General features: G+C 64.5%; 21 protein-coding genes. 19 read left to right on the forward strand and 2 right to left on the reverse strand.

The genetic code is table 11. The annotated features are described in order from the left end of the window. The gene (locus tag FAZ95_RS26100) at positions 1 to 1,011 is read right to left on the reverse strand and encodes an AraC family transcriptional regulator (protein WP_137335398.1); all 1,011 of its coding nucleotides are present in this window, start codon (positions 1,009 to 1,011) and stop codon (positions 1 to 3) included. Between the two features lie 242 nt (positions 1,012 to 1,253). Between FAZ95_RS26100 and FAZ95_RS26105 the strand changes: the two genes are divergently transcribed. The 19 genes from FAZ95_RS26105 (at position 1,254) to FAZ95_RS26195 (ending at position 21,206) form a co-directional block, all read left to right on the forward strand. Next, positions 1,254 to 2,309 carry a beta-keto acid cleavage family enzyme gene (locus FAZ95_RS26105; RefSeq protein WP_137335399.1) on the forward strand — a complete coding sequence of 352 codons (1,056 nt, stop codon included), beginning with the start codon at positions 1,254 to 1,256 and terminating at the stop codon, positions 2,307 to 2,309. 25 nt (positions 2,310 to 2,334) lie between these two features. Further along, positions 2,335 to 3,657 carry an MFS transporter gene (locus FAZ95_RS26110; protein WP_137337597.1) on the forward strand — a complete coding sequence of 441 codons (1,323 nt, stop codon included), beginning with the start codon at positions 2,335 to 2,337 and terminating at the stop codon, positions 3,655 to 3,657. Between the two features lie 32 nt (positions 3,658 to 3,689). Continuing rightward, positions 3,690 to 4,670, forward strand: coding sequence for a quinone oxidoreductase family protein (locus FAZ95_RS26115; RefSeq protein WP_137335400.1), 981 nt, complete (start codon positions 3,690 to 3,692; stop codon positions 4,668 to 4,670). A 17-nt stretch (positions 4,671 to 4,687) separates the two neighbouring features. After that, positions 4,688 to 5,536 carry a TauD/TfdA dioxygenase family protein gene (locus FAZ95_RS26120; RefSeq protein WP_137335401.1) on the forward strand — a complete coding sequence of 283 codons (849 nt, stop codon included), beginning with the start codon at positions 4,688 to 4,690 and terminating at the stop codon, positions 5,534 to 5,536. Between the two features lie 20 nt (positions 5,537 to 5,556). Continuing rightward, entirely contained in the window at positions 5,557 to 6,117 is a 561-nt protein-coding gene (locus tag FAZ95_RS26125) for an RBBP9/YdeN family alpha/beta hydrolase (RefSeq protein WP_137335402.1), read from the forward strand. Beyond that, complete coding sequence (locus FAZ95_RS26130) at positions 6,104 to 6,463, forward strand: Rieske (2Fe-2S) protein (RefSeq protein ID WP_437437784.1); 360 nt, start codon at positions 6,104 to 6,106, stop codon at positions 6,461 to 6,463. Before FAZ95_RS26125 ends, FAZ95_RS26130 begins: the two co-directional genes overlap by 14 nt. A gap of 67 nt (positions 6,464 to 6,530) precedes the next feature. Next, positions 6,531 to 7,676, forward strand: a complete 1,146-nt coding sequence (locus FAZ95_RS26135) for a porin (RefSeq protein WP_137335403.1) — start codon at positions 6,531 to 6,533, stop codon at positions 7,674 to 7,676. Positions 7,677 to 7,706: 30 nt separating this feature from the next. Then, positions 7,707 to 8,090 (forward strand): BON domain-containing protein, encoded by a 384-nt coding sequence (locus tag FAZ95_RS26140; protein WP_137335404.1) that lies wholly within the window; start codon positions 7,707 to 7,709, stop codon positions 8,088 to 8,090. 160 nt (positions 8,091 to 8,250) lie between these two features. Then, positions 8,251 to 8,802 carry a hypothetical protein gene (locus FAZ95_RS26145; RefSeq protein WP_137335405.1) on the forward strand — a complete coding sequence of 184 codons (552 nt, stop codon included), beginning with the start codon at positions 8,251 to 8,253 and terminating at the stop codon, positions 8,800 to 8,802. 169 nt (positions 8,803 to 8,971) lie between these two features. Then, the gene (locus FAZ95_RS26150) at positions 8,972 to 9,358 is read left to right on the forward strand and encodes a response regulator transcription factor (RefSeq protein ID WP_137335406.1); all 387 of its coding nucleotides are present in this window, start codon (positions 8,972 to 8,974) and stop codon (positions 9,356 to 9,358) included. 105 nt (positions 9,359 to 9,463) lie between these two features. Then, entirely contained in the window at positions 9,464 to 9,931 is a 468-nt protein-coding gene (locus tag FAZ95_RS26155; protein ID WP_137335407.1) for a glycine zipper domain-containing protein, read from the forward strand. Positions 9,932 to 9,959: 28 nt separating this feature from the next. Then, the gene (locus FAZ95_RS26160; protein WP_254700292.1) at positions 9,960 to 10,355 is read left to right on the forward strand and encodes a hypothetical protein; all 396 of its coding nucleotides are present in this window, start codon (positions 9,960 to 9,962) and stop codon (positions 10,353 to 10,355) included. Positions 10,356 to 10,372: 17 nt separating this feature from the next. Continuing rightward, positions 10,373 to 11,689 (forward strand): efflux RND transporter periplasmic adaptor subunit, encoded by a 1,317-nt coding sequence (locus FAZ95_RS26165; protein WP_137335408.1) that lies wholly within the window; start codon positions 10,373 to 10,375, stop codon positions 11,687 to 11,689. A 12-nt stretch (positions 11,690 to 11,701) separates the two neighbouring features. Next, a complete protein-coding gene (locus FAZ95_RS26170; protein ID WP_137335409.1) occupies positions 11,702 to 14,893 on the forward strand; it encodes an efflux RND transporter permease subunit in 3,192 nt (1,063 codons plus the stop codon). A 1-nt stretch (position 14,894) separates the two neighbouring features. Beyond that, positions 14,895 to 16,379: an efflux transporter outer membrane subunit gene (locus FAZ95_RS26175; RefSeq protein WP_137335410.1), complete on the forward strand. Its 1,485-nt coding sequence runs from the start codon at positions 14,895 to 14,897 to the stop codon at positions 16,377 to 16,379. Continuing rightward, positions 16,376 to 17,671 carry a paraquat-inducible protein A gene (locus FAZ95_RS26180; protein ID WP_137335411.1) on the forward strand — a complete coding sequence of 432 codons (1,296 nt, stop codon included), beginning with the start codon at positions 16,376 to 16,378 and terminating at the stop codon, positions 17,669 to 17,671. Before FAZ95_RS26175 ends, FAZ95_RS26180 begins: the two co-directional genes overlap by 4 nt. Further along, complete coding sequence (locus FAZ95_RS26185; protein ID WP_137335412.1) at positions 17,646 to 19,265, forward strand: PqiB family protein; 1,620 nt, start codon at positions 17,646 to 17,648, stop codon at positions 19,263 to 19,265. Before FAZ95_RS26180 ends, FAZ95_RS26185 begins: the two co-directional genes overlap by 26 nt. Next, positions 19,262 to 19,852 carry a PqiC family protein gene (locus FAZ95_RS26190; RefSeq protein ID WP_137335413.1) on the forward strand — a complete coding sequence of 197 codons (591 nt, stop codon included), beginning with the start codon at positions 19,262 to 19,264 and terminating at the stop codon, positions 19,850 to 19,852. Before FAZ95_RS26185 ends, FAZ95_RS26190 begins: the two co-directional genes overlap by 4 nt. A gap of 55 nt (positions 19,853 to 19,907) precedes the next feature. Continuing rightward, a complete protein-coding gene (locus FAZ95_RS26195) occupies positions 19,908 to 21,206 on the forward strand; it encodes a TAXI family TRAP transporter solute-binding subunit (RefSeq protein WP_137337600.1) in 1,299 nt (432 codons plus the stop codon). A gap of 16 nt (positions 21,207 to 21,222) precedes the next feature. Here the strand turns inward: FAZ95_RS26195 and gltS are convergent, their stop codons facing one another. Next, on the reverse strand, positions 21,223 to 22,428 hold the full coding sequence (gltS, locus tag FAZ95_RS26200) for a sodium/glutamate symporter (protein WP_137335414.1): 1,206 nt from the start codon (positions 22,426 to 22,428) through the stop codon (positions 21,223 to 21,225). Positions 22,429 to 22,433: the final 5 nt, after the last annotated feature.

Consider the following 22,433-nt stretch of genomic DNA (forward strand, 5'->3'; position numbering starts at 1 on the left):
TCAGGCCGGTACTTTTGCCGCAGCGGCCCGCCACGCGCGGGGCGTCATGCCAAAGCGCTGGGTGAACCAGTGCGTGAACGACGACTGGCGGGTATAGCCGAGCAGTGCGCCAACGCGTCCGATCGAATAGCGCGGGTTGACCATGTAGCGCAGGGCGAGGTTGTGGCGCACCTCGTCAACCAGCGTCGAGAAAGTGGTGCCCCCCGCATCGAGATTGCGCTGCAACGTGCGGACGCCCAGCCGCAAATGGCCCGCGATGTTCTCGATATTGACTTGTTCCAGCGGGAGCAGCAGGTAGATGGCCCGGCGCACGTCCATCACGATCGCGTCCGGTCCCGACACATTGAGCGGCGCGGCGAGACTCTCCGCATACCGGACCAGTTCGGGATCCGCCATGGGATTCGGACGGTCGAGATCCGCGGCGTCGCAGACGATCCCGTTGAAGTCGCTGTTGAACACCGGCGGGCAGCCGAAGAAGCGCCGATGAACGTGCAGCTCGACGGGCCCTGCGTGGATGAAATGGACACTGCGCGGTTTCCAGTGCGCGCCAAGCACTGTGCTGCAGTGGCGCGCCATGACACCCACTGCAAGCTCGGTTGCCTGGCGCTTCAGGACACCCGGTTCCGTGACGATTTCCTCGCGAATGGTCACGGTATCCCCCGTTGTTTCGACATAGATGCCGAGCGCTTCGTTGAGCAGGTGCCGGTATTGAACCGTTGCGAGAAGGACTTCGCGCAGGGTGCGCTTGTGCGCGAGCAGAATCCCGATGACGCCGAATCCGAACTTCTGGCGAGTTTCGGCGATTTGCAGTCCCAAGGTTTGACATGAGGCGCCGGCGGCCGTGAGCTCGAGCAGCCGGCAAGCGGCTGCGGCGGAAATGCGAGTTTGCGGGTCGGCGAGCGCCGACGCATCAAGCCCCACTTCCCGAAGAAAGTTTCCGGGATTGAGACCAAGCTGCCTCGTTACCTCGACGTACCCGCTCAAGCTGCCTGAGCGCACTGACGTTACCATCGTTCGTCCTGATTCCGGCGTATTGCCTCACCGGGTGCGCTGCCCGTCGTTGGCAACGACAGATTGGCCGCGACCCGGGGTTTACGCCATGTGTCACGAAATGCGAAAAAAGTGTCACGTAAAAGCAAAAGCATACTGCCTGAGTTCCCTATATTTCAACCCATGGCGCGGCACGTTTCGACGGTCAAACCGCGCAATCGAACGCTTGGGTCGAAAGCCCGCAATCAGGCCAGGAGGACGTGATGCAATTTCTAGACGATTCGCTGCACCCCGAGAACCAGGACAAGGTCGTGATCACCGTCGCGCCCTATGGTCCGGAATGGATGCCGGCAGATTTTCCGGAAGACATTCCGGTGACGATGGATCAGCAGATCCAGAAGGCGGTCGATTGCTACAACGCCGGCGCTACCGTGCTTCACCTGCATGTGCGGGAACTGGACGGCAAGGGGTCTAAACGCCTGTCGAAATTCAACGAGCTGATCGCGGGCGTTCGCGCCGCGGTGCCGGACATGATCATTCAGGTGGGCGGCTCGATTTCGTTCGCACCGGAAGACGATGGGCAAGCGGCCAAGTGGCTCTCGGACGATACGCGCCACATGCTGGCCGAATTGGCGCCGAAGCCCGAACAGGTGACCGTGGCGATCAACACCACGCAAATGAACATCATGGAGCTGCTGTACCCGGAATACCTGGAGGGCACGTCGCTCGCCAACCCGGCGCTTCATGCCGCCTATAGCGAGATGACGGTGCCTGCCGGTCCGGCGTGGCTGGAAGAGCATCTGAGGCGCCTGCAGGCGTCCGGCATCCAGCCGCATTTTCAGCTTACCGGCATGCATGCGCTGGAAACGCTCGAGCGGCTCGTTCGCAAGGGCGTTTACCGGGGCCCGCTGAACCTGACCTGGATCGGTATCGGCGGCGGCTTCGACGGCCCGAATCCGTTCAATTTCTTCAACTTCATCCACCGCGCCCCGGATGGTTGCACGTTGACCGCCGAATCGCTCTTGAAGAACGTGCTGCCGTTCAACACGATGGCGCTCGCGATGGGGCTGCATCCGCGCTGCGGCATCGAGGACACGATCATCGATCAGCACGGCAAGCGCATGACCTCGGTGCAGCAGATCGAGCAGTGCGTGCGCGTGGCGCGCGAGCTCGGCCGCGAGATCGCGTCGGGCAAGGAGGCCCGCCGGATCTATCGTATCGGCGTGCAATACGACACGGTCGACGAAACCCTGGCCGCCAACGGGATGGCCCCGAACCGCAAGTCCGGCCAGCTCAACGTGCCGCTGCGCGCGGCTTGATGTGTCACGGGACGCGCGGGAGACGATCATGCTGACGCATGCTGAGCCTGTATCAGGAAGCCTTTCGGCAACGCCGAACGACGTGCGCCCCTATGCGTGGGCCGTGTTCGCGTTGACCGCGGGTCTGCTGCTGTCCGACTATATGTCGCGGCAGGTCCTCAACGCTGTCTTTCCGTTGTTGAAAACGGCATGGCACCTGTCCGACACGCAATTGGGCTCGCTCAGCAGCGTGGTCGCGCTGATGGTAGGAATCCTAACTTTCCCGCTGTCGGTGCTGGCTGACCGTTGGGGACGCGTGAGGAGCATTGCGCTGATGGCCGCGATGTGGAGTCTCGCCACGCTCGGATGCGCGATCTCGACGAATTTCGGCGAAATGCTGGCGGCGCGCGCGTTCGTCGGCATCGGCGAAGCCGCGTATGGCAGTGTGGGCGTGGCGCTGGTCCTGAGCATCTTCCCGGCTCGCCTGCGCGCTACGCTGACAGCTGCCTTCATGGCAGGCGGGGCGTTCGGTTCGGTTCTCGGCATGGCGCTCGGTGGCGTCGTCGCGGTGCACCTCGGGTGGCGCTGGTCGTTTGGCGCAATGGCCATCGTCGGCATCGTTCTCGTCGTGCTGTACCGCCTCGTCGTGACCGAAAAACGGCTCACGCCGCTGCAGCCCGCTCGCGCGTTCGCGCAGCCCGGATCGGCAGACATACGGGCCAGTTTGAGCACGCTGTTGAGGGAGCTCTTTTCATCGAAGTCGGTGGTGTGCGCCTACGTTGGCAGCGGCCTGCATCTGCTCGTTCCGGCCGCGCTGTGGGCTTGGATGCCCAGTTTCCTGAACCGTTACTACGGCATGGCGCCCGGCAAGGCGGCAGTGGGGGCCGCGGGATTCGTCCTGGTGACGGGCCTTGGCATGGTGGTGTGCGGAGTCTTGACCGACCGCGTCAGCCGGGGGGCGCCCGAGAAGAAGTGGCTGACGGCCATCGTCTATTGCCTGCTGTCGTTCACGTTGCTGGCCACCGCGTTCCGGTTCGCGCCAGGGCCGCTGCAACTCATGTTGATCGGCGCCGGCATGTTTGTCAGTGCGGGTGCGTGCGGACCCGCGGGAGCGATGGTGGCCAACCTCACGCCGCCGTCTATCCATGCCTCGGCCTTCGCCACTCTGACGCTTGCGAACAACTTCCTGGGTCTCGCCCCTGCCGCCGTGCTCGCGGGAATCATCGCGGACCGGATCGGCCTCTTGGGCGCCTTGCAGCTGGTCCCGCTCGCGCCGCTTGCCGCGATGGTCGCATTCGTGATCGGCAGACGGAACTATTCCCGCGACCTGTGCCGATTCGAAGCGCAGCGTGATAGCGCACAACATTGATTTCAGATCGAGTGAATTGCAGGAGATCGAGCATGGCAAAAGCAGTCCGTTTCCATCAACCCGGCGGCCCCGAGGTCTTGCGATACGAAGACGTCGCGGTAGGCGAGCCCGGCTGCGGCCAGGTCCGTCTGCGCCATGAAGCCGTCGGGCTGAACTTCGCCGACACGTACTTCCGCACGGGTCTCTATCCGGTGCCATTGCCCGCCGGCATGGGCGTCGAGGCGGCGGGCGTCGTCGAGGCCATCGGTTCGGATGTGACGAATGTCGCGGTGGGCGATCGCGTGACCTACACCGGCTTTGTGAACACACTCGGCGCGTACAGCACGGAGCGGCTGATCCCGGCCGCGCCGCTCATCAAGCTGCCGGCCGGAATCTCGAGCGAGACGGCGGCGGGCATGACGATGCGCGGCCTGACCTCGGCGTATCTGTTGCGCCGCATCCACGACTTCAAAGCGGGCGACACCCTTCTGCTGCACGCCGCGGCCGGCGGCGTCGGCCTCATCGTGTCGCAATGGGCGAAGCTGCTGGGCCTCACCGTGATCGGCACCGTATCGAGCGACGCCAAGGGCGCGGCGGCCCGCGCACATGGCTGCGATCACATCATCGACTACAGCCGCGAAGACGTCGCCAAGCGCGTGCGCGAGCTGACCGACGGCGTTGGTGTGAACGTGGTGTTCGACAGCGTCGGCAAGGATACCTTCGAGGCGTCGCTCGATTCGCTCAAGCGCCGCGGTTTGATGGTGTGTGTCGGCACCGCATCGGGCCCGATCCCGCCGTTCAATCCGCAACTGCTGGCGATGAAGGGCTCGCTCTACCTGACTCGTCCGGCGCTGGCCGACTACATCGCCGACCCGGCCGAGAAGAACGAGCTGGCGGCGGAGGTCTTCGGCCATGTCGCCGCCGGACGCATCAAGATCGAGATCAACCAGCGCTATGCGCTCGAAGATGCCGCGCAAGCGCATCGGGATCTCGAATCGCGCAAGACGATCGGCTCGTCGGTCTTCGTCATCTGAGCACTTGAGGAGGAGACATGCGTATCGAACCACTGACGTGCGCGCTTGGGGCCGAGATCGTCGGCATCGATCTCGCCGACGCGGTGCATGACGACGGCCTCTTCGCCGAAATCCGCGCCGCGCTCGTCGCGCACCGCGTGCTGTTCCTGCGCGACCAGGACTTCACGCGCGCCGAGCACGTCGCCTTCGCGCGCCGCTTCGGCGATCTCGAGGACCATCCGGTCGCGGGCAGCGACCCGGAGCATCCGGGCCTCGTGCGCATCTACAAGACGCCGGAGCAGCCAAACGATCGCTACGAGAACGCCTGGCACTCGGACACGACGTGGCGCGAAGCGCCGCAATTCGGCGCGGTGCTGCGCTGCGTGGAATGCCCGCCGGTGGGCGGCGACACGATGTGGGCGAATATGGTATTGGCCTACGAGAAGCTGCCCGAGCATGTCAAGGCGCAGATTGCTGACCTGCGCGCGCGCCACAGCATCGAGGCGAGCTTTGGCGCTGCGATGCCGATCGAAAAGCGGCTTGCGTTGAAGGCGCAGTTTCCCGATGCGGAGCATCCGGTTGTCCGCACCCACGCGGAGACCGGGGAAAAAATCCTGTACGTGAATGCCTTCACCACTCACTTCACGAACTTCCACACGCCCGATCGCGTGCGCTATGGCCAGGACGCCAGCCCTGGAGCCGCCGACCTGCTGAGGTATCTCGTCAGTCAGGCCGCCATCCCCGAGTACCAGGTGCGCTGGCGCTGGCGCAAGAACAGCGTCGCAATCTGGGACAACAGCGCTACGCAGCACTACGCGGTGATGGACTATCCGCCTTGCCATCGCAAGATGGAGCGCGCGGGCATCATCGGCAGCAAGCCGTTTTGACTTAGGGCGATCACCGCGTCATGAAACAGAAAACGTCTCCCTCGATCCTTATCGTGCCTGGTTTGCGCGATCACGTGCCCGAGCACTGGCAAACGTTGTTGCAGGCGACGCTGCCCAACGCGGTATCGGTCGCGCCGCTCGAACGCGACAAACTCAGTCGCGCGGCGCGCGTCGCGGCATTGGATGCGGCGCTGGCGGCAATCCACGGCCCGGTGATCCTGGTCGCGCATAGCGCCGGAGTGATGATCACGGTGCATTGGGCGAGGTGGCATGAGCGCGAGATTCACGGTGCGCTGCTTGCCACGCCACCCGATTTGGAGCGGCCGATGCCGGCGGGCTACCCGACTGTAGACGTGCTGAGGCAGAACGACTGGTTCCCTTGCCCGCACCAACCGCTGCCGTTCCCGAGCATTGTCGCGGCGAGCCGCAACGATCCGCTTGCGCAGTTCGATCGCGTGGTTGCGATGGCGAACGATTGGGGCAGCCGTCTCGTCGACTTGGGCGAGGTCGGCCACCTCAACCCGGCCGCAGGCTTTGGCGAGTGGCCGATGGCGGAGACGCTGATCCGTGAACTGCTCTGACACGAACGCGCAACCAGCGATGCCGCGCCGAATACCGGTCGTGTCGGACGATGAACTCGCGCCTGGGCAACGCAAGCTCGCGTTCGTCGAGGGACGCGGCATCGTGCTGTTCAACGTTGGGGGTGCGATCTGCGCCATTGAGAACGCCTGTCCTCACAACGGCGCATCGCTCGCGAACGGCAGGCTCGAGGGCAGCATTCTGCAATGCCCCGCGCACGGCTTGCGTTTCGATGTGATCACCGGCTGCATGCCGGCGGTGGATGGCTTGCGTCTCACGACCTTTCCCGTCAGCGAATCGGAAGGTCAATGGTTCGTGAGTCTCGATACACGAAACGAACCGCGCTAATTCCGCATCAGTGGATAGCCCGCCGGGACCACCCGGCATATTAAAAAGCCCCATCCGGAGGAGACATATGAAACTGAAGTTGAGCGCCGCGACGGCACTCGTCGCATTTGCCGGCGTGGCGCACGCGCAGTCGTCGGTGACGCTGTACGGCGTTCTCGATTCGGGGCTGCTGTACCAAAGCGCGAACGCGGCGAATTTCCAGTCGAAAGTGAATCTCGGGCACGTCTACGAGCTCAAGGACGGCGGGATCTATTCGAGCATCTGGGGCTTGAGGGGAACCGAGGACATCGGCGGCGGCTATAAAGTCAATTTCAAGCTGCAAGGCTCGTTCACCAGCAACAATGGCAAAAGCGGACTGTCGGACACGCCGGGAGGCACCGCGGTGTTCAATCAGCAGACGACAGTGGGCGTGTCCGGCCCGTTCGGTTCGCTCGACCTGGGCCGGCAGATCGTGCCGATGATCTATGCGATGGCGGACACCGACGTCCGCAACGCCCAATACTTCGGCAGCATCCTGACCGCCTGGCTCGGCTTGAATCAGGCGGCCGGCTGGCAGGGCACCAGCACGAACGGTTCGATCGGCGCACTGTATGACGACAACGCGATCGTCTATCAGTCGCCCAAGTTCTACGGCGCGTCGCTCGGGCTCGAGTATGCGCCGGGCGGTGTCGCGGGCCAGTTCCAGGGCGGCACGCGCGAGTCGGCGGTGCTCAAGTATTCGAACTACGGCCTGAACCTCGCGGCGGTTTACTACAACGGCCACGACACCAACCCGTTTACGACGACGGCCAGCGGCGCGATCGTCACGGCGCCGTCGACCGGCTTGAACAACAACCGCTTCTACTACATCGGCGCGATGTACACGTTTCACGATTTCATGGTGTCGACGTCCTACAGCATCGGCAAAAACCCGGCGAAAAGCGGCCAAGACAACTTCGAGATGATCTCGGGCGGGCTCGGCTACAAGTTCACCCCGTTCTTCAAGGTCACCTCGGGCTTCTATTACCTGAAGGACCGCAACGTGTCGGCCAATCAATCGAATCTGTTCGCGGTGGGCGCGGAGTACAACCTGTCGAAGAGCACGCTCGCCTACGCCCAGGTCGGCTACGTGAACAACCGGGGTGCCATGAGCCAGACGATCATCTACGGCGCGCCGGTTCCCGAAGGCCATTCGACCACGGCGGCGATGCTCGGCATCCGCCACGCGTTCTGATCCGAGCCGCTATCTTTCACGGAGAATTCAATGAAAATAATCAAGGCATTCAGGCTGGCCGGCGCCGGACTGATCGCGCTGACGTGCGCGCACACCTGGGCCCAAGGAAGCGAAACGGGGGCGGGAGCCGCGTCGAACCAAGCGGCCGTCGCCGCCTCGGGCGGCATGTCGGCGAAAGACGCCCGCAAGGCCAATCGGGCGCTGCGCCGCCAGGTCTATGCGGCGATCGTCAAGCACAAGGAAATCAACGCAGGCGACATCAGCGTCATCGCGAAGGGGAGCGCGGTGACGCTCGACGGGACAGTGACCGATGCTTCGCAGATCGACAAGGTAGCGGAAATTGCGAAGGGCGTTCCGGGAGTTGCCTCCGTGACCAACCAATTGACGGTCAGGAAGTCATTCGGCGGCCAGTAGACACAGCAGGCACCGTAGCTACGGCGAGGACGACAAACGGCCCTGGAATTCCTAAACTGGTTAATAGCCGGTTTGGATTCAAGCCAGCCATTCCCTCGGCGACGTTCGATCGATTCGGCAGTCAAATCCAAACGGGTGCGAGCGGATCGAGGTGGGCATCATGAATGGGCGTGGCGTGGGCAAGCTCTTGGTAGTGGCGGTGATGGCGGCGGCGAGCGCGACCGCCATCGCGGGCCATGGCGGCGGCTGGGGCGGTGGCGGTGGCGGCTATTACCACGGTGGCGGTTGGGGAGGCGGCGGCTGGCATGGAGGCGGCGGCTGGCACGGAGGCGGCGGCTGGCATGGAGGCGGCGGCTGGCATGGAGGCGGCGGCTGGCATGGAGGCGGTCATTGCTGCAGGACGTCCGTCGGTTTCTTTTTCGGCCCGGGCTTCGCCTACGGCTATCCCTATCCGTATTATGGGTATCCGTATTACGGCTATCCGTATCTGTATCCGTACTACTACCCTTACGGCCCGGCAGCCGACGTCACCGCGATGCCGACTCAGTACATAGAGCAAGGGCAAGCCGGCGACGACGACGCGGGCGGCGGCACCGATGCGCCGCAAATGGGCTACTGGTATCACTGCGCGAGACCCGAGGGCTACTACCCCTACGTCAAATCTTGCCCTGGCGGCTGGGAGCGGGTGCCGGCCCGGCCACCCGGCTACTGATCGCGCTGCGCCGACTCACGCAGGACATGCGGAACGTGTGCGGCTCAGGCGCAGGCCGCGCCGGCGCACACGTGGACCAAAGTCCTATATCGGATTTGTCTTGTGCTGACTAGCCTGAATCTGCGGGATTGCGGTTATACGGGCAACCACCAGATTCGGACTTCTCACAATGGGCAATCTCAAACCGTTCGTTGCGGTTGTCGACGACGACGATTCGGTGGGCCGGGCCATCAAGCGTCTGCTGCATTCCGTCGGAATTGGAGCAGACACGTTTTCGAGCGGCGACGACTTTCTGGACATGCTGTCGTCCATGCCCTCGTATCGCCCCGGCTGTGTGATTCTCGACATTCAGATGCCCGGCTTGAACGGGCTCGAGGTCCAGCGCCGCCTGGGCGGCAGCGGCATTCCCGTCATTTTGATCACCGCCTACGACGACGTGGGCGTGCGCGCCCAGGCACTGGCTTCGGGCGCCGCGGCCTATCTACGCAAGCCTTTCAACGACTCGATCCTGATCAAGACCGTACAGACGGCGCTGGGCATCGTGCCGGCCCCCTGAGTGCGCGGCGAGCCGGTCGATATCGGACCAAAGTCCCATTGTCTTCGGCAAACCCGGCTACCAAACTTGTGAGCATCGGTCTGCTCCGTCGCCAAAGGAAAGGACATGAGGCAGCTCATCGTGGCGGGCGCGCTAGCGCTCATGCTTGCCGGCTCGGCGTTCGCGCAGCAGCCGATCTACTACCCGGCGAAAGGACAGAGCGCGCAGAAGCAGCAGACGGACACCGCAGAGTGCCAGGTATGGGCGAAGCAGACGACCGGCGTCGACCCGGTGGCGCTCGCGCAGTACGCGGCCCAGCCGGGCGCTCCGCAGCCACAGGGTGGAGCCGTGAGGGGGGCGGCCGGTGGCGCCGCGCTGGGCGCAGCCATTGGCGCGATCGCCGGCGATGCGGGCAAGGGAGCCGCCATCGGCGCGGTGACCGGCACGGCGGGAGGCGCCATGCGTCAACAGCGGCAGAGGCAGGCCGCCAGCCAGCAGCAACAGACGGAGCAGCAGAACATCGCCGGTCAGCTCTCGACATTCAATCGGGCGGTGACTGCATGCATGAACGGCCGAGGCTACACGAGCCAGTAGTGTCGCAGCCGCTTGGAGGTGCGCAATCGTGATCAGGTTCGAATCTGCGGGACTAGCGGCGATCTTCCTGCTGAGTGGCGCTTGCGCGTGGGCCGGCGACTTCGACGGCAGCAAGCCGCTGCTGTGCGCGACGATCGACGGCCATGCGTGCGATCCCGGCTTGGCCTGCGAGCGCGCGCTGCCGGCGGATCTGGGCGCGCCGCGTTTCTTGTCCATCGACTTCACCAAGAAAATCATATCGGGGCCTAACCGAGCGACGCCGATCGTCTCCATGAGCAAAGCGCAGGGCCAGATTCTCATGCAAGGCACCGAGCTCGATTTTGCGTGGACCGTCGCACTCGACACGAGCGACGGGGAGATCACCCTGACCCTGACGAATCGCCATGACGCGCTGGTGTTGTTCGGAGACTGCACGGCGATGTAGTTTCGAGGAGCCGTACGATGAAAACCGCACTCGCTCTTGATCGCGTCCTTCGACAGCGGGCGCCCGCCTTGAAGCGGCGGCGCGGCGCAGTCGGGCGGGCGCGAGGTGCGTTGCCCCTGTTGGTGGTGGCGGCAGCGCTATCGTTGTTCGCCGGCTGCAAGAAACCGTCCGGACCGCCGGCGCTCGGCGCGCCCGAGGTGACGGTGATGACGGTCGCTGCGCGCGACACGCCGGTCGACATCGAATTCACCGCACAGACGCAAAGCTCGCGCGAAGTCGAGATCCGCGCGCGCGTGGACGGCTTTCTCGACAAGCGGATGTACAACGAGGGCCAGGAGGTGAGGACCGGCCAGGTCATGTTCCTGATGGACCCGAAGCCGTTCCAGGCCGCGCTGCAGACTGCGCGCGGCCAGCTCGCGCAGCAGGAGGCGGGCCTCGTCGTCGCGAAGCAGAACCTCGCGCGCGTGAGGCCGCTTGCCGCTCAGAACGCGTTGAGCCAGAAGGATCTCGACGACGCGATCGGCAACGAAAAGCAGGCGGAGGCCGCGGTGATCGCCGCGCAGGGGCAGGTCCAGTCGGCGGAGCTCAACCTCGGCTACACGACGATCAAGTCACCGATGAACGGCCTCGCGAGCTATGCGCGGCAACAGGACGGCAGCTATCTGATCGCGAATGCGTCAGGGCTCCTAACCTACGTTTATCAGCTCGATCCGATGTGGGTGAACTTCAGCATTTCCGAAAACGAATTGCTCCACTTCCAGGACGAGATCTCGGCGGGCAAGCTGATCTTTCCGCCGCACAGCGAGTTCGTCGTGTCGGTCGAGCTCGCCGACGGCACCGAGTTTCCGCAGCACGGGACGATCAGCTTCGCGAATCCGGCGTTCAACACCGAGACCGGGACCTTCCTCGTGCGGGCCGTGCTGGCCAACCCGCAGGGTACGCTGCGCCCGGGGCAGTTCGTGCGCGCGCGCGTGTCGGGCGCGATCCGGCCCAAGGCGATCCTCGTGCCGCAGCGCGCGGTGCTGCAGGGCGCGAGGAGCCATTTCGTGTGGGTCGTCGACGCCGACTCGAAGGCTCGGCAGCGCGTCGTCGAGGTCGGCGACTGGAACGGCGACAACTGGTTCATCAACGACGGCCTGAAGGCCGGCGAGCGCATCGTCGTGGACGGTGCGATTCGCGTCGCGCCCGATGTGCCGCTCAAGATCGTCGGCACCGTGGCGTCGACGGAGACGGGAGGGAAGACGATCGTCGAAAAAAGCGGCGCCTCCGACGCGCAAGCGCAGACCGAAGCGCGTCCGGCCGCGCCGGCCTCCGCGAGCGGCGCATCGCAGTGACGAGGAGACCCCATGAGCATCTCCCACTTCTGCATCGACCGGCCGATCTTCGCGTCCGTCATCTCGATCGTCATCACGCTCGGCGGGACGCTGACGCTGTTCTCACTGCCGATCGCGCAGTACCCGGACGTCACGCCGCCGCAGGTCACGGTCTCAGCGACCTACCCGGGCGCGAGCGCCGACGTCGTCGCCAACAACGTGGCGGCGCCGATCGAGGAGCAGGTCAACGGCTCCGACAACATGATCTACATGTCGTCGTCGAGTTCGTCGACCGGCAACTACACGCTCAACGTCTTCTTCGAGATCGGCACGAACCCGCAGCTCGCGCAGGTCGACGTGCAGAACCGCGTGAACCTCGCGCTGCCGCAGCTGCCGCAATCGGTGCAGTCGCAGGGCGTGCAGGTCCAGAAGAAGTCGAACGCGTTCATGATGGTCATCGCGATCTACTCGCCGGACCAGCGCTTCGACCCAACCTATATCGCGAACTACGCGAACGTCTACGTGCTCGACACGATCAAGCGGATCGGGGGTGCCAACCAGTCGGCGATCTTCGGCACGCCCGACTACGCGATGCGGATCTGGCTGAAGCCCGACCGCATGGCGCAGCTCGGCATCACGGCCGGCGACGTGCAGAACGCGATTCGCGCGCAGAACCAGCAGTTCGCGGTCGGCACGGTCGGCCAGTCGCCGACCGGTAGTCCGGTGGAGCAGTCGTTCGCCGTGACGACGACGGGGCGGCTGGCGACGCCCGAGCAGTTCGACAACATCATCATCCGCGCGGCGAGCACCGGCGCGGCGATCGTGCGTCTGAAGGACGTCGGCCGGACCGAGCTCGGGCAAAAGAGCTACTCGAACCGCACGACCTACCAGGGCAAGGCGGCCACGATCATCGCGGTCTACCAGCAGCCGGGCGCGAACGCGCTCGACGTGTCCAAGCAGGTGCGCGCGACGCTCGAGCAACTGAAGAAGTCGTTCCCGCAGGGGCTCGATTATCAGATCGCGATGGACACGACGGACTTCACACGCGCGTCGATCACGGACGTGGTCCACACCTTCTTCGAAGCGCTCGTGCTCGTCGTGATCGTCGTGTTCGTGTTCCTGCAAAACCTGCGCGCGACGATCATCCCGGTGCTGGCCGTGCCGGTGTCGATCGTCGGCACCGCGATGGGAATGTCGCTCCTCGGCTTCTCGATCAACATGCTGACGCTGTTCGGGATGGTGCTGGCGATCGGCATCGTGGTGGACGACGCGATCGTCGTGATCGAGAACGTCGAGCGCAACATGACGGTCCACAAGCTGAGCCCGAAGGACGCGGCCAAGCGCGCCATGGACGAGGTGTCGGCCCCGGTCGTCGCGATCGTGCTCGTGATGTGCGCGGTGTTCGTGCCGGTGGCGTTCCTCGGCGGGATCACCGGGCAGCTCTACAAGCAGTTCGCGATCACGATCGCGATCTCGGTGGTGTTCTCGGGCCTCGTCGCGCTGACGCTGTCGCCGGCGCTCGCGGCGCTCCTGCTCAAGCCCACGCACCACGAGAAGAAGGGCTTCTTCCTGTGGTTCGAGAAAAGTTTCGCGCGGATGACGGCCGGCTACGGGCGCGCGGTCCACGTCATCATCCGGCGCTACGTGATCGGCCTCTTCGTGTTCGTGGGCGTGATCGTGCTTGCGGTGCTGATGGGCAAGACGATCCCAACCGGGTTCCTGCCGCCCGAGGACCAGGGCTACCTGCTTGGCGCCGTCATCATGCCCGACGCGGCGAGCCTCGACCGCACCGGCGACGTCGGCGACAAGGTCACCGAATACTTCATGAAGCAGCACGCGGTCAGCAGCGTGACGATTGTGAACGGCTTCAGCCTGCTCGACAGCCAGAACAAGAACAACGCGGGCACGTTCTTCGTCGGCCTGAAGGGATTCGACGAGCGCTACAAGTTTTCGAACATCAAGGAGGACAACGCGCGCGCCGTGCTGGTCAAGGCTTACGAGACGCTCTCGAAGGTGCAGGAGGGCATCGTGGTGCCGGTCAATCCGCCGTCCATTCCGGGCCTCGGCACGACGGGCGGCACAGAGATATGGATCGAAAGCCAGGGGGACGGGTCGATCCAGCAGCTCGCCGGCGTCGTCCAGGACTTCGTCGCGAAGGCGAAGGCGCGGCCGGAGCTGGGGAGCGTGACGACGACGTTCAACGCGTCGTCGCAGCAGCTGCTCGTCGACGTCGATCGCGACCAGGCGGAGACGCTCGGCGTGCCGGTCGAGGAGGTGTACAGCGCGATGCAGACGATGTTCGGCTCGCTCTATGTGTCGCAATTCAACAAGGACGCGCGGCTCTGGCAAGTCATCGTGCAGGCCGATCCGCGCTACCGGCTCACGCCGAAGGACCTCGATCAGATCTACGTGCGCAGCCGGAACAACACCATGGTGCCGATCAAGGCGGTGATGACCTACAAGTACGTGACGGGGCCCGACCTCATCACGCGCTTCAACAACTTCCCCGCCGTGATGCTCACGGTGAACCCGAAGCCCGGCTACAGCTCGGGACAGGTGATCGAGGTGCTGCAGGATCTCGCGACGCAGATGCCGCCAGGCTATGCGGTGGGCTGGAGCGGCGAGGCCTACGAAGAGCTCAAGTCGGGCAGCACCGGTGGCCTCGTGTTCGTGTTCGGGATCATCATGGTGTTCCTGATCCTGGCGGCGCAATACGAGAAGTGGTCGCTGCCGTTCGGCGTGCTGATGGCCGTGCCGTTCGCCCTGTTCGGCGCGCTGCTCGCGATCCTGCTGCGCGGGCTCAACAACGACGTCTACTTCCAGATCGGCCTGACGATGCTGATCGCGCTCGCCGCGAAGAACGCGATCCTGATCTTCGAGTTCGCGGTGCTGAACCGGGAGGAGGGCAAGTCGCCATACGACGCCGCGCTGACCGCCGCCGAAGAGCGCCTGCGCCCGATCGTGATGACCTCGCTCGCGTTTATCCTCGGCTGCGTGCCGCTCGCGATCGCGCTCGGTGCCTCGCAGAACAGCCGGCATTCGATCGGCACCGGGGTGATCGGCGGGATGCTGGGGGCGACGGCGATCGCCGTGTTCTTCATCCCGATGTTCTATTGGGGGATCGAGTCGCTGTCGTCGCGCAAGGGGGGCGGCGAGAACACGCAGGCGCCGGGCGGTTCGGGCTCGCCGCATGTCACGCCGTCCGCGCGGCGCGAGGACGATTGACATGCGCCGCGCCGTCCACCTAATCACGCCGATCCTGCTGCTCGCGCTGAACGGCTGCCTGCTCGGCCCCGACTACGTGCGGCCGAAGGTGGATGTGCCGCCGTCGTTCCGCTTCGAGTACAAGGAGGCGCAGGACGTCGCCAATACAAAGTGGTGGGAGCAGTTTCAGGACCCGGTGCTCAACGAGCTGATCGCGACGGCGCTGGCGAACAACCTCGACGTCAAGAACGCGACGGCGCGCGTCGACGAATTCCTCGGCCAGTTCGTGAGCACACGCTCGGCGCTGTTTCCGCAGGTCAGCGCGGGGTTCGACGCTTCGCGTCAGCGCGCTTCGCAGAGCGCTGCGATACCGGTGCCTGCAGGCGTCAGTCCGGTGTACAACCAGTTTCAGCAGAGCGTCTCGGCATCGTGGGACATCGACTTGTTCGGCCAGGTGAGACGCGAGACCGAAGCCGCGCGCGCGAACCTGCTCGGCAGCGAAGAGAGCCGCCGCGCGACGATCCTGACGCTCGTGGCTTCCGTCGCGTCGTCGTATATCGCGCTGCGCAGCCTCGACCGGCAGCTCGAAATCGCACAGGACACGACTGAGAGCCGTGCCGAGTCGGTTCACGTGTTCGAACTGCGCTTCAAGGGCGGGCAGGTGTCGCAGATGGAGCTTGCGCAGAGCCAGTCGGAATACGAGGCGACGGCCGCGACGATCCCGCAGCTCGAAACGCAAATCGGGCAACAGGAAGATTCGCTGTCGGTGCTGCTCGGACGCAACCCCGGGCCGATCCTGCGCGGCCGCGTGCTGGCGGCGTTCGCCACGCCCGCCGTGCCCGCGGGACTGCCGTCCGACTTGCTCGATCGCCGGCCCGACCTGCGACAGGCCGAACAGAATCTGATCGCGCAGAACGCATTGATCGGCGCGGCGAAGGCACTGTATTTCCCGTCGATATCGCTGACCGGGCTGTTCGGTTCGGTCAGCTCGCAGTTTTCGAATCTCTGGAGCGGGCCCGCGAAAGTGTGGTCGTTCGGCGGGGCGGTCACGGTGCCGATCTTCACGGGCGGCAACATCACGGGGCAGGTTCATCAGGCCGAGGCGCGGCAGCAGGAAGCGCTTTTCGCCTACGAGAAGGACATCCAAGTCGCATTCCAGCAAACCGAGGATGCGCTGATCGCGCTGCAGAAGTCGCGCGAGCAACTGGACATTCAAGCCAAGCAAGTCGACGCGCTGCGCACTTACTTGCGGATGGCGCGGTTGCGCTACGAAGGCGGTTACACGAGCTATATCGAGGTGCTCGACGCCGAGCGCAGCCTCTTTAACGCGGAGTTGCAATACACGCAGACGCAGAGCCTGACGCTCACGAGCCTCGTCAGCCTCTACATGGCGATGGGCGGAGGATGGGTCGTCGAGGCCGAGCGCATGATCGCACCGCCGCCGGCGGCGGGAAGCGTGCCGCCTGCCGCGGCTGCCGCCGGGCCCGTCGCGGAGGCGCCGCAATGAGCCGCGTCAATCTCATCGCCTGCCACGAATGCGATCTCCTGCAGCGCGAGGTTGCGGTGCCGCCCGGCGGCGTGCTGCGCTGCCGGCGCTGCCATGCCGAGCTGGTTCGGAACCGCACCGGTGGTCTCGAGCGTGCGCTCGCTTTTTCGCTCGCGGCCGTCGTGCTGTTCGTCGTTTCCAACCTGGATCCGATCGTGGGCTTGTCGGTGAGCGGCACGGTGGTCGAAACGACGCTGCTCGGGGCCGTGTGGGTGCTCTATCAGGACGGCATGTGGCCCATCGCCGGGCTCGTTTTCGCAACCACGTTTCTGTTGCCGGTGGTGCAGACGCTGAGCATGCTCTGGATGTTGCTGCCGTTGCGGTTCAACCGCGTGCCGTGGGGCGCGGCCTTCATGTTTCGTTTGTGCCGTGCAACCGCGCCTTGGGGCATGACTGAGGTGCTGATCCTCGGCTTGCTCGTTGCGCTGGTCAAGCTCGCGCACATCGCGAGTGTCGTGGTGGGCACCGCGCTATGGTCGTTCGGCGCGCTGATGCTGATCTTGGCCGCGGCGGGCGCGGCGTTCGATACGCGGCAGATTTGGGCGCGCATCGCCGCTGTGCAAGGACGCGGCAGCGCGGCTGAGCAAAGCGTGAGCACCTCGTTGCCTTCGGGCGTCGTCACAGCCGCTCAATGCGGCCTCGTGCTGTGTCACGACTGCGGGCTGCTCGCGCGCGCACCCGCCCATGCGCACGATCTGACATGCCCGCGTTGCGGCGCCCACATGCACCTGCGCAAGCCCGCGAGCTTCTCGCGCACCTGGGCGCTGCTGATCGCCGCGATGGTGCTGTACATCCCCGCGAACGTGCTGCCGGTGATGTACACGAGTTCGCTGTTCGGCGCCGAGAAGGACACGATCCTGAGTGGAGTCGTCTATCTCTGGACTTCGGGCTCGTGGCCGCTTGCGGCTATCGTTTTCATCGCGAGCATCGCGGTGCCGATGCTCAAGATTCTCGCGATCGCGTATCTGGCGATCTCGACGCAGCTGGGTTCGCGCTGGCTGCCGGAGCAGCGCACGCGCATCTATCGCGTGGTCGAGTTCGTCGGGCGCTGGTCGATGCTCGACATCTATGTGATCACGATGCTCGTCGCCCTCGTGCAGTTCCAGGCATTGGCGACGATCCAGGCCGGCGGCGCGGCGATTGCGTTTGGCGGCGTGGTCGTGCTGACCATGTTCGCGGCGATGGCGTTCGACCCGCGCCTGATCTGGGACGCAGCGGAGCAAGACCATGCCGGGACCCGAACAAAAACCTGACGCCCCTGAACTGCCCGAGGCGGTGGTCGCCACGCGCTCGCGCTGGCGCATGCAACTGGTGTGGCTCGTGCCGATTGTCGCGTTGCTGATCGGCGGGTGGCTCGCGGTCAAGGCGGTGATCGACCGGGGGCCGACGATCACCATCAGCTTCAACACCGGTGAAGGGCTGGAGGCGGGCAAGACGAAGATCAAGTTCAAGAACGTCGATGTCGGCGTCGTGAAGACGGTGACGCTGACCGCCGACAGCAAGCGCGTGATCGCGACGGCCGACATCACCAAGGACGCCACCAAGCTGCTGCTCGACGACACGCGCTTCTGGGTCGTGCGCCCGCGCATTTCAGGCGGGACGGTTTCGGGCTTGGGCACGCTCTTGTCGGGCTCGTTCATCGGCATGGACGTCGGCAGCTCCGACAAAGAGCGCCGCGATTACATCGGCCTCGAAGTCCCGCCGGTGCTCACGAGCGACGTGCCCGGCCGGGAGTTCGTGCTGAAAAGCGACGACATGGGCTCGCTCGACGTCGGTTCGCCGATCTTCTTCCGCCGTCTGCAGGTCGGGCAGATCGCCGACTATCAGCTCGATCCCGACGGCAAGGGCGTGACGCTGCGCGCGTTTATCAACGCGCCCTACGACAAGTTCGTGAAGGCCGATACGCGTTTCTGGCACGCGAGCGGTATCGACGTGAAACTGGATACCACCGGCGTGCACGTGAGCACGCAGTCGCTCGTGTCCATCATGCTCGGCGGGCTCGCGTTCGAGACGCCGGAGGACGCGCTCGCGCAACCCGCGGCGGCGGCCAAGACCACATTCACGCTGTTTGCGAGCCAGGCCGAGGCGTTCAAGCGCCACGACAGCATCGTCGAGCCGTATATGGTGAACTTCACGGAATCGGTGCGGGGCCTCACCGTCGGGGCGCCTGTCGAATTTCGCGGCATTACGATCGGCGAAGTGACCGGCATCTATACGCGCTTCGATCCCGTGACTCACCAGTTCAGCATTCCGGTCGAATTCAACCTGTTTCCGGAGCGCTTCACTTCGCGCTATCAGACCGGGGAAAAGGGCCGACGTCTGAGCAACGATCCGAAAAAATTGACGGACTTCCTGGTCGCGCAAGGCATGCGTGCGCAGTTGAGAACGGGCAACTTGTTGACGGGGCAGCTCTATATCGCGCTCGACTTTTTCCCAGGGGCGGCGAAAGCGGCAGTGAACTGGGCCTCGAATCCGCCTGAATTGCCGACCACGCCGGGCGCCTTGCAATCGTTGCAGGATTCCATGACACACCTGATGGCTAGGTTGAACACGATTCCGTTCGAGGCGATCGGCAAGAACGCGCAGGACACGCTCGCGGAAGCCAACGCGCTGCTCTCGCGGCTCGACACGGAAGTGCTTCCGCAAGCCGGCTCGACGCTGGCCGCCGCCCATGCCGCGCTCAATTCGGCCAATAGCGCGTTGCAGCCGGGTTCGGCTCTGCAGCAGAACACCAGCGACGCCATGCAGGAACTGGCGCGTACCGCCGCGGCCTTCCGCACGCTTGCCGATTATCTCGAGCGGCATCCGGAGTCGCTGATTCGTGGCAAACCGGAGCCTCAGCCGTGAAACGCCTTCTCTCATTCCTCGCCGTGTTGCTTTTAGCGGGCGTGCTCGGCGGCTGCGGCAGCTCGCCGACCGCGCGTTTCTACACGCTCAAACCCGACGCGACGTTGACGAGCGCCAACGACGCCGTGCCGCTTCCTGTCGTCGTGAGCCCCGTTACGATTCCGGATATTGTCGACCGTCCGCAGATCGTGACGCAGGGCGCCGGCAACCAGGTGTCGCTCGACGAGTTCGCGCGCTGGGCCGAACCGCTGAAGGGCGATATCGCGCGCGTGATCGCGGCGGACCTGGGCGAATTGCTGGGCTCGGAACGCGTGACCGTGTTCGATACGGGCGCCGATTTGTCGTCGGCCTGGCACGTGCGCGTCGATGTCATGCGCTTCGATACCATGCCGGGCGACGCGGTCACGGTCGACGCGCAGTGGACGGTGTGGCCGCCGAAAAATTCCTCGCCTGTGACGGGGCATTCGCTCGAACACGAACCGGTGCAGGGCCAAGGCTATGACGCCGTCGTCGCGGCTCACGATCGCGCGCTGGCCGCAGTGAGCCGCGATATCGCGTCGGCCATTCGCACGAGCCGGGCTCAGTGACGGCATCAGGATGTCCAAGCTGAACCCCCTGCCTCATCGCGGAGCGAAAGCCCCGATGACACCGGGACGCCGGCGGCTTCTCATCATCGCCACGATTCCGTTGCTGGCCGCGTTGGGCTGGGCGCTCGCGGCAGCGCTCGAGCCCGCTTTTCAGCACACGATCGTCATCACCACCGGGGCGGACAAGGGGATCTATCGCGGCTTTGCGGATCACTATGCCCCCATCCTCAAGCGCGACGGCATCACGCTGGATATTCGCAGCTCCGCAGGTTCGGTCGAAAATTATCAGCGGCTGAAGGACCCCGATAGCGTGTACGACGTCGGCTTCATCCAATCCGGCACGACGAACCCAAGCGAGACTGACAATCTGCAGACGATCGTTGCCGTCTCATACGAACCGATCTGGGTGTTTTACCGTGGCGAAACCACGATCGACCGGCTGGCACAGCTGCGCGGCAGGCGGATTTCCGTGGGGGTTGCCGGCAGCGGCCTGCTCAACGTCGCCTTGGTTTTGCTCGGCTACAGCGGTATCACGCGTGACAACACCACACTCGTGGAAATGGACGCGCCCAGCGCTTATCAAGGTCTGGAAAATGGCCGGCTCGATGCGGCTTTCTTTATCGGCAGGCCCGATGCGCCGATGCAAACGACACTGCTGAACAGCGACCTGAAGCTGATGAGTTTTGTCCAGGCCGATGCACTGGTGCAGCGATTTCCTTCTCTCTCGAAGATCATTTTTCCGCGTGCGTCGACCAGCATCGCCAACGATCTTCCGAAGGCCGATGTCACGCTGTTGGCCGCGACGGCTCTGCTGGTCGCCAAAGACACGCTGCACCCCGCGCTCGTCTACTTGCTGCTCGACGCGGCCAAGACCGTCCACGGCGGCGAAGATTACTTCACGCCGATCGGTACCTTTCCCAATCTGAAAACCGAGGAATTCCCCATTTCCGACGAAAGCGCTCGCTACTTCAAATCCGGCCGCCCACTCCTGCAGCGCTACCTTCCTTTCTGGCTCGCCAGCTTCATCGAAAGGCGCCTGCTGATCGTCGTTCCCTTCACCGCGTTGCTCGTGGGCTTGCTGCAGGCATTGCCGCGCATCGTGGAGGCGCGGATCAAGAAGCGGTTAGTCGTGTGCTATGCGGCAATCAAAATCCTGGAAGATGAAATATGGAGAACGCCGCAACCGACCCAGGACCAGATTGCCCAATGGCGCGATGAAATCGAGAGCGTCGATGCGCATGCCAGTCGGATACGGATCCCGCGGCGCTATTTCCAGGACGTTTACGCCCTCAAGCAAGCGATCGGCGTCGTCCGGGAACGGATCGTCCAGGTTACCCGGAAGGCGGGGGCATAGCGTGCGGCGCCGCGCGTCATCCGTAAATCGGCAGCAGCAGGAACAGCTTGATGACGATCGCGTTGGCGATATCGATGAAGAACGCGCCGACCATCGGCACCACCAGAAACGCCAGATGGGACGGGCCGAACCGCGCCGTGATGGCCTGCATGTTGGCGATCGCGGTCGGCGTGGCCCCGAGGCCGAAGCCGCAATGCCCTGCGGCCAGCACCGCCGCGTCATAGTTGCGGCCCATGACGCGAAAGGTCACGAACATCGCGTAGGCGGCCATCGCAACGGTCTGGATGGCCAGGATCGTGAACAGGGGCAGCGCAAGCGAGGCCAGATCCCATAGGCGCAGGCTCATCAGCGCCATCGCGAGAAAGATGCTGAGGCTGACGTTGCCGAGCATCGACACGGCGAGATCGGAAACCGCGTACAGGCCGCGTATCGCGAGCACGTTGCGCAACACGACGCCGACGAACAGCACCCACACGAAAGCGGGCAATTCGATCGCCGTGCCGTTGGACCACGACGCGAGCGCCGAGCCGGCGGCTAGACATACCGCAATCAACGCGACGGTTTCGATGACGGAGTCCGGCGTAATCGGGCGCACCGCCTTGGGCTCTTCGAAACCGGTTGCGTTGGCGGTGCCATCGGGTTGCTGCGCGGGGACGAGACGATAGCGCGTGATCAGGAATCGCGCGACCGGCCCGCCGATCAAGCCGCCGAGGATCAACCCGAAGGTGGCGCACGCAATGGCGATTTCGGTTGCCGCCGCGAGCCCGTGACGTTCGGAGAACACCTTGGCCCACGCCGCCCCCGTGCCGTGACCGCCCGAGAGCGTCACCGAGGCCCCGAGCAGGCCGAGAATGCGCTCTTGTCCCAAGGCCCAGGCAAGTGCGATGCCGAGCACATCCTGCATGACGAGCAGGCCGGCTACCACGCCGAGAAAGACGATCAATGCCCGTCCGCCGGATTTCAGCGACGCCAGATCGGCGTTCAGGCCGATGGTGGCAAAGAACGCGAACATCAGCGGCGATTGAAGCGCGTTGTCGAAGCGGACTTCGATGTGCGAGAAGCTGCGCAGCGCGAAGATCAGCAGCGCGACGAGCAGCCCGCCTGCGACGGGTTCGGGAATGCTGTAAGTGCGCAGAAACTGGACTCGGGCAAGGATTTGCCGCCCGAGCAGAAGTACGAGGCACGCTGCGGTTAGCGTTTCCAGCGCGTCGAGGGTCACCATGTTGT

This window comes from Trinickia violacea (genome assembly GCF_005280735.1).
Lineage (GTDB): Bacteria > Pseudomonadota > Gammaproteobacteria > Burkholderiales > Burkholderiaceae > Trinickia_A > Trinickia_A violacea.

What these genes read in the sequence shown, in the direction of transcription:
- FAZ95_RS26100 (WP_137335398.1), bottom strand. Translation starts at nt 1,011, where the DNA reads ATGGTAACGTCAGTGCGCTCAGGCAGCTTGAGCGGGTACGTCGAGGTA.
- FAZ95_RS26165 (WP_137335408.1), top strand. Translation starts at nt 10,373, where the DNA reads ATGAAAACCGCACTCGCTCTTGATCGCGTCCTTCGACAGCGGGCGCCC.
- FAZ95_RS26140 (WP_137335404.1), top strand. Translation starts at nt 7,707, where the DNA reads ATGAAAATAATCAAGGCATTCAGGCTGGCCGGCGCCGGACTGATCGCG.
- FAZ95_RS26195 (WP_137337600.1), top strand. Translation starts at nt 19,908, where the DNA reads ATGACACCGGGACGCCGGCGGCTTCTCATCATCGCCACGATTCCGTTG.
- gltS (WP_137335414.1), bottom strand. Translation starts at nt 22,428, where the DNA reads ATGGTGACCCTCGACGCGCTGGAAACGCTAACCGCAGCGTGCCTCGTA.
- FAZ95_RS26135 (WP_137335403.1), top strand. Translation starts at nt 6,531, where the DNA reads ATGAAACTGAAGTTGAGCGCCGCGACGGCACTCGTCGCATTTGCCGGC.
- FAZ95_RS26175 (WP_137335410.1), top strand. Translation starts at nt 14,895, where the DNA reads ATGCGCCGCGCCGTCCACCTAATCACGCCGATCCTGCTGCTCGCGCTG.
- FAZ95_RS26120 (WP_137335401.1), top strand. Translation starts at nt 4,688, where the DNA reads ATGCGTATCGAACCACTGACGTGCGCGCTTGGGGCCGAGATCGTCGGC.
- FAZ95_RS26170 (WP_137335409.1), top strand. Translation starts at nt 11,702, where the DNA reads ATGAGCATCTCCCACTTCTGCATCGACCGGCCGATCTTCGCGTCCGTC.
- FAZ95_RS26125 (WP_137335402.1), top strand. Translation starts at nt 5,557, where the DNA reads ATGAAACAGAAAACGTCTCCCTCGATCCTTATCGTGCCTGGTTTGCGC.
- FAZ95_RS26115 (WP_137335400.1), top strand. Translation starts at nt 3,690, where the DNA reads ATGGCAAAAGCAGTCCGTTTCCATCAACCCGGCGGCCCCGAGGTCTTG.
- FAZ95_RS26145 (WP_137335405.1), top strand. Translation starts at nt 8,251, where the DNA reads ATGAATGGGCGTGGCGTGGGCAAGCTCTTGGTAGTGGCGGTGATGGCG.
- FAZ95_RS26155 (WP_137335407.1), top strand. Translation starts at nt 9,464, where the DNA reads ATGAGGCAGCTCATCGTGGCGGGCGCGCTAGCGCTCATGCTTGCCGGC.
- FAZ95_RS26180 (WP_137335411.1), top strand. Translation starts at nt 16,376, where the DNA reads ATGAGCCGCGTCAATCTCATCGCCTGCCACGAATGCGATCTCCTGCAG.
- FAZ95_RS26185 (WP_137335412.1), top strand. Translation starts at nt 17,646, where the DNA reads ATGCCGGGACCCGAACAAAAACCTGACGCCCCTGAACTGCCCGAGGCG.
- FAZ95_RS26105 (WP_137335399.1), top strand. Translation starts at nt 1,254, where the DNA reads ATGCAATTTCTAGACGATTCGCTGCACCCCGAGAACCAGGACAAGGTC.
- FAZ95_RS26150 (WP_137335406.1), top strand. Translation starts at nt 8,972, where the DNA reads ATGGGCAATCTCAAACCGTTCGTTGCGGTTGTCGACGACGACGATTCG.